The sequence below is a fragment of the Paenibacillus dendrobii genome (assembly GCF_009807035.1).
GTDB lineage: Bacteria > Bacillota > Bacilli > Paenibacillales > Paenibacillaceae > Paenibacillus_AQ > Paenibacillus_AQ dendrobii.
In genome coordinates, this window is the sequence record NZ_WUBI01000003.1 from 433,662 (window position 1) to 450,151 (window position 16,490).

Genomic DNA, 16,490 nt, shown 5'->3' on the forward strand with positions numbered 1-16,490 from the left:
CGTCCGTTTCTAATGATCTGCGACAAATTGATCGATCGTTTCAAACGGAAGATGGTCGGTAATGAATTCCCCATAATAGGCGACCCGGATCATGCCGTTCTCATCGATCAGAAATTCGGCCGGAATCCGGTTGAAATTGGAGCCTGCCTCCGGCATAAGCTTGAAACCGGCCGCCTCCACCCGGGCAGCGATCTCCTCGTGGATTCCTGGCTGTGACAAAGTAGCCTGCACCTTGGCTTCCGATGTCTCCACACCGTATAATTCATAGATTCGGGCTTCGGGATCGGCGATAAGCGGGAACGGGGCATCTTGCTGCCCTACATACTTGTGAAGATTGGCTTCCGGCGATTCGAAAAAGGCAATGACGTCCATCCCCTGCTGCTGCCACGAAGCGTAACGCTGGATGAATTGATGCACCCGCAAATTGCATAAAGCGCAGGCCGAATTGCGGAAAAAGGCGAGCAAGACTTTACGGCCGCGATAGGTTTCAAGTGAAACAGATTGGTCTTTCTGGTCCTCCACTTGGAAAAAAGGGGCTATATCTCCGGATTGAAACTGATCAGTCATTATGGGATTCCTCCTGATAATTAGTCATTGGCATATATGCGCCTGCCACCTAATCTAGCAGGGAAAAACCTTCCCCTCTGTGACTTAGTCACCAAGCTGATCCTCCAGCCGTCTTCTCTGATCGATCCTCACCCATCCCCTACCTGTCTCAATCCATCCGTACTGTTTAAATCTCTGCAGCGAACGGGAAACGACCTCGCGCGCAGTGCCGATTTCATCGGCCAACTCCTGGTGGGTTGCATGAATAAGCGGCTGTCCCTCTGCAGTCGCACGCAGCAGTGCCTTGACCAGTCTTTTCTCTAGCGGCATGCGCTGCTTCTCCTGCAACATATCGACCATGCGAAGCATACCTTCAAAAAGCCCGCCAAAAATAGCGGTGCGGATCGGCTCATATTCCTGAACCCAGCGCAAAAAGCTGCTTTTGAGTACAAACAGCACGTCTACATCGGTCTCGGCGATCAGCGAGCCCGGATAATCGCGTCCGCTCAGCCCGCTGAGCACCATCAATGAACAGACCTCGCCCGCCGTAAGCATATTGAGCACCGATTCGCTCCCCTGCTCGTTAATAAGGGTGATCCTAACCGTCCCGCTGAGCAAGAACATGCCATAAATTGCTGCATCTTCCCGTTGAAATATGCTGGATTTAGCCGGGAAACGCCGCATGAACGGATGGGCTTCCGCCCATTCATTAGGCTGTACCGCCCCTAAACAGGGAAATACATTCAATAACTGCTTGTCTTCAGGATCAAAAGCCATTTTTTCACCCGTCCTTCCAAACCGCTCCATTCATCAATATCACAGTTCCTCAAAAAAACAAACCGGCATCCCCACGGGAATGACCGGTTTGTTGCTCTATAGGCATGAATGCAATCAGGAAAGCACAGCTCCTGTCGTTAAATTCACGACAAGCTCCGGCTGCAGTACCGTCTTGCTGTATTTCGGAGTGCTTTCCGGATCCTCCAGGATGTCAAGCAGCCTGCTGGCTGCCTCGAAGCCCATCCGCTCCTCATTCTGATCGATAAACGTGAATGCGCTGAGCTCCTCCAGCATCGGACTCGGATTATCAAAGGTGATAATCGAGACATCCTCCGGCACACGGAGCCCTGCCTTCCGCGCCACAGACCAAATATGAACGCCAAGCTTGCAGTTCAGGGCAATGTAAGCGGTAGCCATTTTACTTTTAATAAAACGGTAGAGCGCATAATCATCCTTATACGGCGCGTCTAGAATGCTGAAATCGGTCAGAATGAGCGCCGGATTGATGAGTGCCCCCTTCTGCTTCAGCGCCTCGTTGTATCCTTGAATCCGCTCCTCGACCGTCACGGTCGGCATCGGCGTATCCGAGCAGATCGCAATGCTGCGATGTCCCTGATTCCACAAGTGTTCCACCGCGAGGATGGAGCCCTGCAGCGGATCGGACAATACCACGTTTGTCTCCACGCCCGGCAAATGACGGTCCAGAAGTACGAACGGATAGTTTTCCATTTTAAGCGCTATAATTTCCTCATTGTATACCTCGGCATCCACCGGGAAGATGATAAGACCATCCACGCTTGAGCGCAGCTCGCGGATCGCTTCCTTCTCCAGCTCCTTGGAATTGTAGGTAAACATCACGATCAGTGAATATTTGCTGTCCTTCAGCGCATTGCGGATTCCACGCACCATTTGGATGGCGAAAAAATCCTCAATCGACGGAAAGATGAGTCCGATTTTGGGTGCGTTTCCGGCATGTACCTCCGAAATAACGGCGCCGCCGCGGGCATTTTTGATGTAGCTTTCCGGAATGCCTTTGACGTAACTGCCCCGGCCCGGTATACGGTATATCCAGCCCTCATTAGCGAGGTCTGCGAGCGCGTTCGCTACCGTAATGCGGCTGACCTGAAACTGGTCGATCAATTCTTTTTCGGTTGGAATCCTGTCATCCGGAGCCAGTTGTCTCGTTGAAATCAATTGTTTGAAATGGTTCTGAATCTGGATGTACAGCGGTTCCCGTTCCTGACTCATTAGCTAATCCCCCAGTGATGTTTATTCCTTCGCCTCTATGCCGCTTCTCTTGTTCTCTGCTTTCTTGGCATGTATATGTTAGCATTATATCATCTTAACTATGAGGCAAGTCAACGGATTGGAAACGTTTTCTGCCTCGCAGCTCCCGGGGTGTTTGATCATATTTCTTTTTGAAAGCACGTTCAAAATGATTTAATGTTCGAAATCCTGACGCGAAACACACCTCGGTCACTGGCAGTTCGGTCAATCTTAGCAGCGAACAGGCGAACTGAAGCCGCTGCTCCTGCAGGAAGATCTGAAAAGGCACACCAAGCTGCCGCCGAAAGCATTCACTGAAATAACTGTCGGAGAGCCCGGCGTGTCTTGCCACATGATGCAGTGTAAGCGGCTCCCGAAAATGATGCTGCAGATAAGTGACCGCCGCCCGAATGGAGGGGTGCAATCGTCCTGCTCCCGGATACTCCCTCCCGTTCGCGGTTCCCTCTCCCATGCGCGCCAAATCGATAAGAACCCTCTCCAGTGCCCCTTGGGCAACCCATTCACTACCGGGCTGTCCCTGCTCGCTCTCTTCCCACAGTCGGTCAAACTCTGCGCCCAAGGACGCCAAGCGCTTTCCTTCCAACTCATACACCCGTTCACCAGAGCTTTGAAAAAGCCACTGGAACAGCTCCTGCCGGAGCACATGCTGGGTAAACACCACATCATACAGGACAATAACGCTGCCCGGATCTGGAATGATCTCATGAAAATCGGCAGGCGTAACGAGAAACAAGCTTCCCGGCGCAAGCCGTATGCTTTTACCATTCAGAACATGCACACCCGAGCCCTCAAGCACCAGTGCCATTTCAAAAAATTCATGCCAGTGCACCTCAATCGCTCCGTCGATCTGGTGCCTAAAAATGCGAAAGGGATCGGACTCGGACAAATAATGCTCACTCTGCAGCCGTTTGGGCTGAATGTCATCCATAACGTCTCTCCCTTTCCTGATCTCTAGCAGGCCTTATACATTAACAAACGGATTGCCGGCAACATCCTTGCCGCGGGCGAGCCAAATTCGGAAACCCGGATTATTTTCCGGTATGACCTTGGCTTCCGTCGAAAAATAACGCATCGTGTATCCGCAGCGCCGGTATGGGCTCGTATTCGGCTGTGCGCCGTGAATGATGCGCGAATCATGCAATGAGCATTCTCCGGGCTCCAGCTCAAAATACACAGCTTTGGACTCATCGACGCCTTTAATCTGAGTAGAAAAGGTATTTGCCTTGCCATCCACATCTTCATAATCGGAAAATCCGTTGTCGTGCGTACCCGGAATGACGCGCATGCAGCCGTTTTCCTTCCAGCTGCGGTCGATCGCCAGCCACACGGTCACGATTTTATCAAAACGGTTGAGACGGCCTTGCCAATAGGCGGAATCCTCATGCCATGGCGTCGCGCGTCCCGTGTATGGATCTTTGCATATAAAATGGCTCGACCATAACCCGATATTCGGACCGATAATGGGCTCGACCAGATCCAGTACCTCGTCGCTCATCAGAAAATCAAGCAGGCGCTCGTCCCGGAAATGCGGGGTGTCGAGCTCGTCGGACAGTTTATTTCCCTTTTCAGCCAGCTGCTCCTCGAAAATTTGCTTCAACTCGCTGAATTTTTGCGGACTGAACAGCTGTTTTTTATATATTGCATATCCGTCTTTACGGTAATCCTGAACTTCTTCCATTGTCAACGTTGCCTGATTCATAAGCGGTTCAACCTCCCGGCGGGATGTGATATTGGTTACACCACTAATGGTACGAAAGCGCCGAAGGGAACGCTTCGTTTATTGCCGGGAAAAGTGTGCATATTTTCGGATTGTTGTCATGAACCTTACTTCCACCCACGTGTGAACATGCCCTGTTTGCAGGTATAATATAGGCATATTGATAATAACAACGGATAGGCAGGGAGTTGACCTCATGATTCATATATTAGTCGCAGATGATGATATACATATTCGCGAGCTGCTCAGGCATGTCCTGCAGCATGAAGGATACGCGGTATTCGAGGCAGCCGACGGAAACGAGGCTTCAAGCGTGCTGTCCCGGGAGCAGATCCACCTGGCGGTCATCGATGTCATGATGCCAGGCAAGGACGGCCTTCAGCTATGCAGCGAGATTCGGCAGGATTATGGTTTTCCCGTGATTTTGCTGACGGCAAAGGATCAGCTGCCCGACAAAGAGAAAGGTTATACGGCAGGCACCGACGATTACGTGACCAAGCCCTTTGAGCCCCAAGAGCTGGTGTTCCGGATTAAGGCGCTGCTGCGCCGCTATCAAATGGTCAATTCGCAGGTCATCAAGCTGAATGATACCGTGATTGACGCCAAAAATTATATGGTGCACTGCGGTGATCATATGTTCATGCTGCCCATGAAGGAATTCGAGCTGCTAACGCAACTGGCCAGCTTTCCGGATCGGACTTTTACTCGTGAAGAGCTGATCCAGCTGATCTGGGGCGCGGATTTCGAAGGGGATGACCGAACGGTGGATGTCCATATCAAAAGACTAAGGGAACGTTTTGCGGATATGACGGAAGACTTCAGCATCCGTACCGTTCGCGGCGTCGGCTATAAACTGGAGGCGGTCAAAAAGTGAAGTCGTTGTATATGCGGATCGTCCTGACCACCATCGCCGTCATGATGCTGAGCAGCGTACTCGCATTCGTGGCGGCCAATATTTTTTACCAATACGAGCTTAAGCCCGTCAATGACAGCAAAGTCACGCATGTGGCGGAAAATATCAAGCATTTCTACGAGAATAACCCTGCCCAGGAACGCGAGTCTTATCTTCAAAACATCGGTACCTTGGGCTATCAAATCTATGTCGTGGATCCACGCGGCAGCGGTACCTTTTACGGCGGTGAGTTCCGGAGCCAAGAGCTTTCCCCTTCGATCATCCGGCAGGTGCAGCAAGGAGAAGTGTATCATGGCATTAAGCATTTCCCTTCTAAAGCTTTCATCACAGGATTTTTTGATAATACGCTGGTTAATACGATAGGCGTGCCTCTTCAAGACGGAACGGAAACGTATGCCTTGTTCGTACGGCCTAATGTCGATATGCTGTTTGGCGAGCTTCATATTTTTCTGGCGGTCATTGTCGTCCTGATCGTTCTGCTCAGCATTGTGCTGGTCGTGGTCAGCACCCGCTATATCGTCAAACCGATTACGAAGCTAACCGAAGCGACGCGTCTGATCTCGCAGGGAACTTATTATTTGAAGCTCAATGTGAACCGGAAGGATGAGATCGGACGGCTCGCAAGTCACTTTTCCCAGATGGCGAAAGGACTCGAACAGCTCGAAGCGATGCGCCAGGAGTTCGTGTCCAACGTATCGCATGAAATCCAATCACCGCTCTCGTCCATTCAAGGCTTCTCCCAAACGCTGCAGTCCGGGGAAGTCAGCGAGGAAGAAAGAAAGCATTACCTATCCGTCATTGAAAGCGAGGCCAGACGCATGTCCCAGATGAGCCGGCAACTGCTGATGCTGGCGTCGCTGGACAAGGAAGGGGAGGCGCTCGAGAAGACCAGCTTCAACGTGGCCGACCAGATCAAGGAAGTGCTGATGACGACGGAATGGAGCTGGCGTGAAAAGGAGCTGGCTTTGAACTTGCAGCTTCCCGAAGTGATGATTACCGCGGACCAGAAGCTGCTGCATCAGGTATGGGTCAATCTGATGACCAATAGCGTTAAATTCACGCCGGAAGGCGGCACCATTTCAATCCGGCTGCATCAGGATGAGCAGAACTGTTATGTGGACTTCACGGATACCGGTATTGGCATATCGGGAGAAAATCTGCCGCATATCTTCAACCGCTTCTACAAAGCCGACAAAGCCCGCAGCCGCCGCGAAGGCGAGACAGGCAGCGGGCTGGGGCTGGCAATAACGCATAAAATCATTCGTATGCACGGCGGGACGATCACCGTGGAAAGCCAGGAAGGCGAGGGTACGATATTTCATATCACGCTGCCCATACAATGATGCGAACCGCTTCGCTGATCCGTCAGATGGTTTCGGGTCGCTCACAGAACCAATTAAGGGTGAGCTCCGTTTCATGCGGAGCCACCCTTTGTCAGCTTACGTTGTGCTCGGCGTTTCAGCCGCCGGAGATCCCGTCTTCCCCTTCAGGCTAGCCTCCCTGGAGATTCGGCACACCAGTCGCATCAGCTTGCGGTGCAGCGCCGGAAACAGGATGAAGAAAATATCCATGGTGCGGCGCATCGGCATCGGGCAGATGACAGCCTCGTTGCGGTGAATTTTGGCAAAAGCAATCTTTGCGAACTGCTCCGGGCTCATCGACTTCTGCTTGCTCACCTGCTCGTTGATCTTCGCCTTGTCCATGCCGACGGCATCGGCGGCGGCATAAATCGGAGTATCCACGAAAGCCGGGCATAACGCACTGACATGAACGCCGTATGCCTCGGCTTCATAATGCAGTGAGGTGGTTAGCCCGACAACGGCGTGCTTGGTGGTCGCATAAGCCGAAGTCATCGGCGCTGGTCCGAGTCCCGTAGCGGAGGACGTGTTCACGATATATCCGAAGCCCTGCCGTTTCATCAACGGATACACCGCGTGTGTTCCGTGAATCGCGCCCCACAGGTTGATGTTCACAATCTTATGCCAGAGTTCCAGCGACATGTCGCACAGCTCCCCGTACATGGCGATGCCAGCGTTGTTGAACATGTAATCGAGCCTTCCGTATGTGCGGAATACCCGGTTCACTAGATCCTGAACGTCCTCGGCGCTGCTAACATCCAATTTTTCAAAATAGGCTTCGACCTGCCCGGCTTCATGGATTTGCCGAACCGTTTCTCTCCCGCCCTCTTCATTGATATCTGTTACGATAACGATCATGCCATGGGCCGCCGCCTCCTTGCAGAGCGCGCGTCCAATGCCTGATGCTCCTCCCGTAATCATTGCTATTTTCCGATCGCTTACTTGAAGTGTCGTCTCTGCTGTCCAATCCGCTGTCGTCCGTTGATTTTCCATAGCCATGTTCTCCCCTTCTGTTCGTGATCGAGTTGGTTGTACGTTAGTTATGTTGCGTGTAATTAGAACCTTTAGAACAATCGTTCTAATGTGGCTGGCGAAAAGCACGCCGGATCAAGGATTACCTTTTCCGGATGCCTCCCACAAATATGGTCACCGATTGCTGAAACAAACGCTGCAGCGGTTCCCCTTCCATCGTAAGCGTAAACTGGCACAGCGTACCCATCCAGCTGCCGAACAGGAGCGTCGTCTCCTCCACGTTCTCGATGTCGAATTCTCCGCTCGTCACCCCTTCGTGAAAGATGGCTGCATAGGCTGCCATCGGTGTGACGGCCAGCCCCTGCAGCGCCTGCAGCGTCTCGGGCGACGTGTTCGGATTCATCGCAAGCTCCTGCCCGACCGGCAGCAATGGCGTCTTGTAGTTGTTCATGACAAAGTAGGCCATGCCGTACAACTTCTCCGTCGCCGTGCTGTATGATCCTGCAACCGCATTCCACCTATCGCCCCAATGCCGCATTGTTTCCAGCGATAGGTGCACAAAGAGCTTCTCTTTATTTTCGAAATGGTAATAGATATGCCCCTTGCTGAATCCCGTTTCCCGAGAAATGTCCGCGACCGACGTTCCGGCAAAGCCCTTCTTGGCGAACAGCTGCGCTGCCTTCTCAGCAATGATCTGGCGCGTTTCCTCGCTGTTGTAATGACGTTTATTCAAGCGAATACCTTCTAACTTTTTAAGCCTTGAAGCTCCTTATTTGAACGATTGTTCTATTTTGAGTATATTTCAAATTTTATCCATTCGCAATCCAAAAGTGTTGCCATTCTGTGTCGCTTGACGCCATGATCTCATTCAAAAAAAGCCGGGCTCAGCCCGGCTTCATCATCCATTTACTGCACCAAACTCGTAATCTGTTTGTTTTTCCAAGAAAGCCAGTAATACGAATAGACTAGAATCATGCTTACGATAAATGCCGCCGGGTAACCCAGCCAGATACCTCGAATGCCAAGACTCGTATGATAGGAGAGAAAGTAAGCTACAGGCACTTCAACGCACCAGATGGAAATGACGCTGAATATCATCGGCCACAGCACCACGCCGCTTGCACGCATCGTCGCCGCGATAATCTGCACATGACCGAAAATCAAATAGCTCCAAAGGGTAATAACCAAGAGCTGATGGGCGATATCCAGCGTCTGCGGGCTGGTAATAAACCAGGACAAAATATTTTTCGAAAAAATATAGATCGGAATCATTAACACGACTCCAATGATATAGTTCAAAACGATGCCCGCTCGAATGACTTCCTTCAAACGGCCGTTTTGCTTGGCTCCGATAGATTGTGCGGCGAGGACGGAAACCGTCATACCGAGGCTGATCGCCGGCATCTGAACGTAACTCACGACCTGATTCACCGATCCATACGCAGCGGTAGCGTTGGAGCCATACCGGTTCACGAACACTATGACCGCAATTTCGGACAGCGATACGAGAATCATGCTGACACTGGACGGGATTCCGAGCCGGAGAAGCAGCTTCAGCATATCCTTGTTCATTCGCAAATGCCTGCGGACCGAAGCATCCAATCGAAGGGGGCTTTTTTTCCAATACATGTACATCAGCAGCAGAACAAACGTAATTACGGTAGAGATCAGATTGGCATACGCCGCTCCGTAAATGCCGCATTCCGGCAGTCCCAGCCAACCGAAAATGAGAACCGGAAGGAAAATCAGGTTCAAGACCGTGCTGACGATCAGCGAATAGAATGGCGTCTTGGAATCGCCCGTTCCCCGCATGAAAGTGGTATATACCATATATAGAAACATAATCGGCAAGCTCCAGAACATAATGCGCGCATAGTGCACCGTGACCTCCATAATATTGGCCGGTGTACCAACCATGCGCAGAATGTCCTCCGTGAAAATACCGCCCACGACAGCGAGCACGATGCCGAGCAGGAAGGTGAAGGTGAGCGTCGTCCCCACAATGGTTTTTAGCTTTTCCATATTTCCGGCCCCATACGCCTGGCCGATCAGAATGGCGCTGCCTGATCCGATTCCGATTACAAACGATACAAGCAGGAAAAAGAGAGGGAAAAAGGCGGATAACGCCGCGAGTGCATCCACTCCGATCCAGCGACCGACGACAATCGTGCCAGCGAGCTGGCCGACGGATTGCAGAATATTGCTCAGCAGCAGGGGAATCAAAAAGGCGATCATCGCCCGGTAGACGCCGGGCTGGATTTGAGGAGTCATCTGAGGCTCCACCTCAGGCCTTCGGTTTTCCGCCGCATGGCCGGCGGTTTGCTGTGACGAGTTCATGGTAACATCTCCTTTGATCTACTAAACGAAAGCGACGGAAAGAACAACGCACTTTGGGATCATCGCAGGGTCGGAGTAGGCGACACTATCCTTCGTTTCAATTTATATAGACAAAATACTTTTTGTTTGTTAATTACTTAGACATTATATTGTAACGTTTATAAAAATTCAATAGAAATGTGAAAAAGGCCCGAAAAGAGATGTCTCTTTTCGGACCTTTCAGGATACGCATCAAATGGTCTGCCCCTATTGGGAGACCTTTACAGGGGCGCCTTGATGGAATAATGAAAGCGGAATGGATCTTCCACTTCCGTTTTCTCCTCACTACCTTCTACTCCGTTAACCACATACCATTGTCCGGTGAGTTCATATTCCCCGAACGCTGCTCCTAGCCACACTAGCTTATATCCTTCTTGCGTCTGCTCTTCATCATCCGCAGGATAATCCAAATTTAATGTTCCATCCGAATTTGTCTCGCTATTTCCCACTTGCCGCCCGTGGTAGAAGAGCTTGAAATGCTGTCCGGGTGCAGCCGCGATGCCGCCATCCTCATGCTTCCTGAGGCTTAACTGCAGACGCAGATTTGCCGGGTCAACCCCCGTAGGGGGCTGCAGCAGCTGCTCTACATCACTTCCATCAATTCCGTTAATGAGGGGATAGCCGGATACGACGTTGAATGAGCGTGTATAAGTCCCCAGGGACTTCTCCGTCTCTCCCGTCTGAATGAGTTCCACGGTGATGCTGTATGTTGCCGGTTCCCCCCAAATTGTGCGCAGAGAAACGGGATTTTCGGAAAGTTCCTCAAGCGTAAACGGAGTTCCTCCTCCGGCATCGAGCGTGACACCGCGATTCAGGAAATTCCCCATGGATAAATAATCCTTATAACTATAGTAATACGCGATTCCGTCAAAGCTGACCTCCCGATCGGGTGTATACGTCACCTTTATTTTGATAGGCATCTTGGGATCGAGCTTTTCGGAACGGACTTTAAAATCAAGCAGGTGGTTCTCACCGATCAGCCTGTCTCCGGTTGGATTCTCCAGAAAGTCAAGATTGAACTCCGTTGGGTCCGTCGGTGGTTTAACCGGTGGATCGACAGGAGGATCTACCGGGGGAGTTACCGGCGGATTCGTACTCGATACCGATCCTCCTGTGGAAGAACCAGATCCGGGGGAGGTCGGGGGCTGTGTACTTGCCGGTTTGGATGACCCCATCTGCTCCCGGTCCTGTTGACGCTGATCCTGATCCTTCTTGAACTGTTCTTTCTGGGCTTCCGACAGCTGCTTTTCGTAGTCTTCTTTAGCCTTACGTTCCTTTTCTTCCTGAGCTTTTTGATTCGCCTCTTCCAGCTTCTTCTTCATCTCATTGAGTTTCTCGAGCTCTTGCATCTTTTTATTTAGCTCTTCCTGCTGCTGGCGTTTGATGAGCTCCTCTTGCTCTTTTCTTTTCCTCTCCGCCTCCTGCTGCTTTTTACTGGCTTCGTCGAGTGGATTTTTGGTAGGGTCCAATGTAGAGGTATGATTCAAATCTATCTGCTGATTAGGATTCGAAATTTTGCGGTTTGCTTCTTCGATGGCCTTCTCCACAGCCGATTGAGAGATTTTATTGTTGTCTAATGCCTGATTGACGATATCAGAAATGAGCGTATTCAGGTTTTTCTGTATCTTCTCTAATTCTTCCTGGTTTTGGATTTGTTCTAAGAATTCATTATTTTCATTTTGGATTTCCGCTAAATTATGAATGAAAGCCTCAATGATTTCCGGAGATGAATTCTCAATGAATTGCTGGATATCTATCGCGGAAAAACCCGGGTTACCAGGCTCCGAACCGAAATCCGATACAAGCTGCTGACCAGGATACAGGAGCGTGGAAGAATCCCCGCCGCTGACCGTATTGCCTTGCGGAGATGCATTAACAGTTCCGGCCGCAACGAATATCGTGGATTGGCCGGTTACAGGATCGACGCCCACATAAAAATGCGTTCCTTTGACTTCGAGCCTCCGGTCTGAAGGACTCAGCTCGAAGGAATCCTGAGATTTCCTAAGATCATGCACATCCGCATAGGCCGTACCGCGCAGCAGCTGAAGCTTGGTCGCCGTGTGGCCATTGGCGGTATTCAGCAGCAAAACGTTCAGCTCGCTGTTATCTCCAAGCGTAATTTGATCCCCTGCATCCGGTATGGATAACGTCATGCCCCCGGTGCCGCTGATGATCCGGTCGCCCGCTCTAAGCTCCATGCCTTTGTATGCGTGGATTTGCTTCGCACCGCCATGACTGATATAAGCCGTGCCCTTGATTTCGCTGATTACGATAGAGCGGTTGGCCGTATCCGCAGCGGATGCCGTACCTCCGACCGCCGCCGACAGCCCCAGCAGCAACGCTGCCATGGGGCCGGCAATTTTAAAGGTTAAACGATTGTTTTTCATTCCGGTCCTCCTTTTCCGTTTACTTATCGCGAATGACAACGTCCTGCTGCTCCCGCAGCCACTGCACATCCTTGCCAAGGCTCTCTGCCAACAGGCGCAGCGGGACATACAGCCGGTCTTCGCGAGTGTATATGTTTTCAGGCAGTTTGAATTGGACTTGCCGTCCATCCTGCTGCAATGCTACCGTGCTTTTCGAAACAGACATGACCGAAACACCCAATCCCCCTGCCGTATCACGAAGAGGCACCATGATCTGCCCCTGTTTCATCTCCGGCTGGATGGATAACCAGCTCGTTCCATATGCCGCAGCGATTGCCCGATCCGGACGTCCTGCTGGCAGCTGAATCAGCTCCCAGGTACGCGTCCCATTGCCTGTGATCCATCCACCGGAACCGTCCGGATCGACGCTGACTCCTTCCGGATGATCCAGCGCTGCGCTTTTTTCCGTGCCGTCCCCTTTTCCCGTTTCGCCCTTAAGTGATCCAAGCAGCGTATATACCGTATTATTTTTTATGACACGTATAGCACCATTCTGGGAATCCGCCACATATAGCTGCTGCTGCCCCGAGGACCAGGCGATTCCCTTGGGAAAACTGAATTCGGCCTGCTGCGCCGAACCATCCCGATAACCGCCGTCAGCATACAGCGCTTTGGTGCTTTGCGTATACTCCGAATTCATTTTGCCGGCGACCGTCGAGACCTTGCCTGCGCCAAAATCGATATAACGGATGACCTGATTGCCGGAATCGCTGACATACAGATTCCCCTTGTCATCCAGCGCCAGGCCCGACGGTTCATTGAACAGGGCTTCCGCAATAGGACCATCCTTATAGCTCCCCGCAGCGGAGATAACTCCTGGATACACTTCTACTGCCCGCTCGGAAACAGCGCTAAGCGTGCTGACTTCCCCGTCCGGATCCACTTTTCGAACGGCATGATTCATGGTATCCGCGACATAGATCGTGCCATCCTTGGCTACCGCCACATCCTCCGGTGCATCAAACTGCGCCTCAGCGCCTTTGCCGTCCGCAAAGCCCAGTACTCCATTGCCCGCTACCGTCGTCACCTGCCCCTGCGTATCGATTTTGCGGATAGCATGATTGCCTGAATCGGCAACGTACACATTGCCTGCCTCATCAGCAGCGATGCCGACAGGCTTATCGAAAAAAGATTTATCGGCTGCTCCATCAAGGTAGGCGCCCAGCGGCCGGTCGGCTCCATCATACCCCAGCGGGAGCTCCAGCCCGGCGAATACGGATTTCATCCCGTCTTTGACTTTCCAGATGACATGATGGACCGCATCCGTCAGCAGCACGCTGCCATCGGGTCTCATCAAGGAACGCTCCGTGATCCGCCATTCATGGGGGATCAAATCCAGTCCGCTGCCTGTTCCCGGTGCCGTCTGAAGATCCGGCAGCGTCTTAACCTCGGCCAAGAGACCCTCGGGGCGGCTTCCTTCTCCAAAAGCAAAGGCCGGCACGCTAAGCCCCATCATCAGCGCCATAAACAGCGGCAAGACTGCGGGCCAGGCTTTTTTATAACTTTGCAAGAATATTCCTCCGTTTCATCACGTTTGATGTTTGTTGTTATACTGCAGCCAGTCGTTCTAACGTAAAATTTCATAAATGGCGGCATTTCGACATAAATAAATTTTAATACAAGGAGATCGGGATTATAAACCAACTAAAGTTTGTTTCTTCCGCCAACCGGGTCCAGAATGCTGCGTTTAACGACAAAAAACGATCGTTTCAGTTCATGATAAAAAGCCCGCTTGGCTCCAAGCGGACTTTCCGTTTATGATTCTTCATGTTATTTATATTGATTAAAGCGAATCTATGATCCCGCGGGCAATCCAGACACCCGCTGCACCCGCCTGCGCCAGCCCGCGCGTAATTCCCGCTCCGTCGCCGCCGCAGTAAAGTCCGCGGATTTCCGTCTCCAGCGTCTCCGACAGCTTCGGACGAGCCGAATAGAATTTTGCCTCTACGCCATAAAACAATGTATGTTCCGAAGCAATTCCCGGCGTCACCTGATCCAGCGCCTGCATCATTTCAACCAGGCTCTTCATCGTGTTGTAAGGCAGCACCAGTCCCAGATCCCCCGGCACCGCCTCCTTCAGCGTCGGCTCCAAGAATCCCTCGCGGATGCGAGATTCCGTGGAACGTCTGCCGCGCAGGATATCCCCGTACTTCTGCACGATGATGCCGCCATTCGACAAGTCATTGGCTCTTTTGCATATTTCGCGCGCATATTCATTCGGTTTGTCGAAGGGCTCCGTGAACTTATGCGACACCAGCAGGGCAAAGTTCGTATTGGAGGAGCCCAGCGCCGGGTCCTTGAAGGAGTGGCCGTTGGCCGCCATCGCGCCGGTATGGTTCTCCACCACGACATGACCGGATGGATTGCTGCAAAAGGTTCTAACCCGCGTTCCCACCGACGTGTTGAAAATAAACTTTCCTTCGTATAGATGCTCGTTGATTTCACGCATGACCACATCCGACGTTTCCACCCGAACGCCCACATCCACCTGGTTGTTATACATTTTCAGGCGGCGCTTCTTGAGAATCGAGGTGAGCCAGCCGGAACCGTCCCTTCCCGGCGCGATCATCACGCGGTCCGCTTCGTAGGTCTCCCCGTTCTTCAGGACAATGCCGTGAACCGTATGCGTGCTGCCGTCTTTGGTCGTGATCATATCTTCGACTTCGGCCTTAAACATCATATCGATGCGCGTTTTCAAATATTCATAGATGGATTTCAGGATCTCCAGATTCTGCTCTGTTCCAAGATGCCGCACTTGTGCCCGCAACAGCTTCAGTCCGGCAGCATAACCGCGCTGCTCTATATTGCGGATGACATCCGTTGTCGGGTCGGTAATGTTTGTTGTTGCCCCATGCTCCAAATTTAGCGCATCCACATAACGGATGAGGTCGATAACCATAGATGGCGATAAATAATCCGTCAGCCAACCGCCGAATTCGGTCGTAATGTTGAATTTGCCGTCACTGTATGCACCTGCACCGCCAAAACCGGCCGTAATCGAGCATGCGGGCATGCACCCGGCAAACTCCTTCCGGCCTCCTGCAGGCGGACACAACTTGATTTTGTCCTCCAATATCGGACAACTGCGGCGGTAAATATCATGCCCTTTGTCCACCAGCAGCACTTTGAGATGAGGTGCCTTCAGCGCAAATTCATAACAGGCGAAAATGCCGGCCGGACCGGCTCCAACGACAATGACATCATATTTGTTCATCGTGACCCTCCTGAAAAATTGAGTAGTTTGCACAAAAAAATCCCTGACCCGTAGAATAGGTATGCCAAAAGCAGCCTATTCGTAGCCAGAGATTTACGGTCTCTTGTAGAAACCCTCAAACCATATCAATGAGGATATACGAACAATGATCTTTATATGACTAACAACACAGGTAATTTTATCGGACGAACACGAATGTGTCAACATATTATATAAAAATAATTCGCTTTTTCAATATATATCAGCATTTATTTTTAATAATTATGATATAAATGTACCTAAATCCGAATGTTATAATCACACCATGACTTTCCTATAGCCTCTGATCCTCCTCCCAAACGCTGATTTATATTGAAAGTTATTCCATCCCTGATTACGATGAAGGCGTTATCATTAACTACACCGCTGTCTAACGCGGAAATCCATAGGAGGTAATCCCAGTGATCAAACGAATCGGGCATCTGGCATTTGACGTGGCCGACATGGAGCAGTCCTTACATTTCTACTGCGGCATACTCGGCTTTAAACATGCATTTTCTATCGAAAGTGATCAAGGCAATCCCTGGATTGAGTACATCAAAGTCACCGAGGGCCAGTTTATCGAACTCTTTTACGGCGCCCAAAATAAACCAGGACGCGTTGAACATCCGATTGGCTTCTCCCACCTGTGCCTAGAAGTTGACAGCATCGAGAAAATCGCTGATCATCTGAGAGCATCGGGCGTGGTGCTGGACGTCGAGCCTATGCAGGGCAAAGATCATAACTGGCAGTGCTGGGCCAAGGACCCCGACGGCAACCGGATTGAGTTCATGGAGCTGCATCCCCATTCGCCTCAGATGAAAGCTTAAGATAGACCCAAAAAAGAGTGTCCCTCTCCGTTTTCCGGATGAGGGACACTCTTTGT

At 51.3% G+C, this 16,490-nt stretch carries 14 protein-coding genes and 1 riboswitch; of the genes, 3 read left to right on the plus strand and 11 right to left on the minus strand.

Annotated elements, in window-relative coordinates:
• Positions 1-9: 9 nt before the first annotated feature.
• From GRF59_RS20125 to GRF59_RS20145, 5 genes are all read right to left on the minus strand, one after another.
• Entirely contained in the window at positions 10-567 is a 558-nt protein-coding gene (locus GRF59_RS20125) for a peroxiredoxin family protein (RefSeq protein ID WP_160499503.1), read from the minus strand.
• An 84-nt stretch (positions 568-651) separates the two neighbouring features.
• Complete coding sequence (locus GRF59_RS20130) at positions 652-1,323, minus strand: Crp/Fnr family transcriptional regulator (protein WP_160499504.1); 672 nt, start codon at positions 1,321-1,323, stop codon at positions 652-654.
• 114 nt (positions 1,324-1,437) lie between these two features.
• Positions 1,438-2,571: a GntR family transcriptional regulator gene (locus GRF59_RS20135; RefSeq protein ID WP_160499505.1), complete on the minus strand. Its 1,134-nt coding sequence runs from the start codon at positions 2,569-2,571 to the stop codon at positions 1,438-1,440.
• Between the two features lie 94 nt (positions 2,572-2,665).
• Positions 2,666-3,538 carry a helix-turn-helix transcriptional regulator gene (locus GRF59_RS20140; RefSeq protein WP_160499506.1) on the minus strand — a complete coding sequence of 291 codons (873 nt, stop codon included), beginning with the start codon at positions 3,536-3,538 and terminating at the stop codon, positions 2,666-2,668.
• Between the two features lie 33 nt (positions 3,539-3,571).
• Positions 3,572-4,309, minus strand: coding sequence for a phytanoyl-CoA dioxygenase family protein (locus GRF59_RS20145; protein WP_160499507.1), 738 nt, complete (start codon positions 4,307-4,309; stop codon positions 3,572-3,574).
• Between the two features lie 214 nt (positions 4,310-4,523).
• On the opposite strand from GRF59_RS20145, the gene GRF59_RS20150 reads away from it, so the two are divergent.
• Positions 4,524-5,201 carry a response regulator transcription factor gene (locus tag GRF59_RS20150; protein ID WP_160499508.1) on the plus strand — a complete coding sequence of 226 codons (678 nt, stop codon included), beginning with the start codon at positions 4,524-4,526 and terminating at the stop codon, positions 5,199-5,201.
• A complete protein-coding gene (locus tag GRF59_RS20155) occupies positions 5,198-6,583 on the plus strand; it encodes an ATP-binding protein (RefSeq protein WP_160499509.1) in 1,386 nt (461 codons plus the stop codon). The genes GRF59_RS20150 and GRF59_RS20155 overlap by 4 nt, the downstream gene beginning before the upstream one ends.
• Positions 6,584-6,679: 96 nt before the next feature.
• Here GRF59_RS20155 and GRF59_RS20160 read toward each other — a convergent pair whose 3' ends face one another.
• The 6 genes from GRF59_RS20160 to GRF59_RS20185 form a co-directional block, all read right to left on the minus strand.
• Entirely contained in the window at positions 6,680-7,591 is a 912-nt protein-coding gene (locus GRF59_RS20160; protein WP_160499510.1) for an SDR family NAD(P)-dependent oxidoreductase, read from the minus strand.
• A gap of 121 nt (positions 7,592-7,712) precedes the next feature.
• Complete coding sequence (locus GRF59_RS20165; RefSeq protein WP_160499511.1) at positions 7,713-8,303, minus strand: TetR/AcrR family transcriptional regulator; 591 nt, start codon at positions 8,301-8,303, stop codon at positions 7,713-7,715.
• Positions 8,304-8,476: 173 nt separating this feature from the next.
• Complete coding sequence (locus GRF59_RS20170) at positions 8,477-9,841, minus strand: MATE family efflux transporter (protein ID WP_202128796.1); 1,365 nt, start codon at positions 9,839-9,841, stop codon at positions 8,477-8,479.
• A gap of 326 nt (positions 9,842-10,167) precedes the next feature.
• Complete coding sequence (locus GRF59_RS20175; RefSeq protein WP_160499512.1) at positions 10,168-12,333, minus strand: FecR domain-containing protein; 2,166 nt, start codon at positions 12,331-12,333, stop codon at positions 10,168-10,170.
• A 19-nt stretch (positions 12,334-12,352) separates the two neighbouring features.
• Positions 12,353-13,882 carry a stalk domain-containing protein gene (locus GRF59_RS20180; protein ID WP_160499513.1) on the minus strand — a complete coding sequence of 510 codons (1,530 nt, stop codon included), beginning with the start codon at positions 13,880-13,882 and terminating at the stop codon, positions 12,353-12,355.
• Between the two features lie 273 nt (positions 13,883-14,155).
• Positions 14,156-15,586: an NAD(P)/FAD-dependent oxidoreductase gene (locus GRF59_RS20185; protein ID WP_160499514.1), complete on the minus strand. Its 1,431-nt coding sequence runs from the start codon at positions 15,584-15,586 to the stop codon at positions 14,156-14,158.
• Between the two features lie 62 nt (positions 15,587-15,648).
• Positions 15,649-15,748, minus strand: a riboswitch (purine riboswitch).
• Between the two features lie 278 nt (positions 15,749-16,026).
• On the opposite strand from GRF59_RS20185, the gene GRF59_RS20190 reads away from it, so the two are divergent.
• A complete protein-coding gene (locus GRF59_RS20190; protein ID WP_160499515.1) occupies positions 16,027-16,434 on the plus strand; it encodes a VOC family protein in 408 nt (135 codons plus the stop codon).
• Positions 16,435-16,490 lie beyond the last annotated feature (56 nt).

Excerpts from the sequence above, each read along its gene's own strand:
- GRF59_RS20125 (WP_160499503.1), bottom strand. The coding sequence starts at position 567 with ATGACTGATCAGTTTCAATCCGGAGATATAGCCCCTTTTTTCCAAGTG.
- GRF59_RS20130 (WP_160499504.1), bottom strand. The coding sequence starts at position 1,323 with ATGGCTTTTGATCCTGAAGACAAGCAGTTATTGAATGTATTTCCCTGT.
- GRF59_RS20135 (WP_160499505.1), bottom strand. The coding sequence starts at position 2,571 with ATGAGTCAGGAACGGGAACCGCTGTACATCCAGATTCAGAACCATTTC.
- GRF59_RS20140 (WP_160499506.1), bottom strand. The coding sequence starts at position 3,538 with ATGGATGACATTCAGCCCAAACGGCTGCAGAGTGAGCATTATTTGTCC.
- GRF59_RS20145 (WP_160499507.1), bottom strand. The coding sequence starts at position 4,309 with ATGAATCAGGCAACGTTGACAATGGAAGAAGTTCAGGATTACCGTAAA.
- GRF59_RS20150 (WP_160499508.1), top strand. The coding sequence starts at position 4,524 with ATGATTCATATATTAGTCGCAGATGATGATATACATATTCGCGAGCTG.
- GRF59_RS20160 (WP_160499510.1), bottom strand. The coding sequence starts at position 7,591 with ATGGAAAATCAACGGACGACAGCGGATTGGACAGCAGAGACGACACTT.
- GRF59_RS20170 (WP_202128796.1), bottom strand. The coding sequence starts at position 9,841 with ATGACTCCTCAAATCCAGCCCGGCGTCTACCGGGCGATGATCGCCTTT.
- GRF59_RS20175 (WP_160499512.1), bottom strand. The coding sequence starts at position 12,333 with ATGAAAAACAATCGTTTAACCTTTAAAATTGCCGGCCCCATGGCAGCG.
- GRF59_RS20185 (WP_160499514.1), bottom strand. The coding sequence starts at position 15,586 with ATGAACAAATATGATGTCATTGTCGTTGGAGCCGGTCCGGCCGGCATT.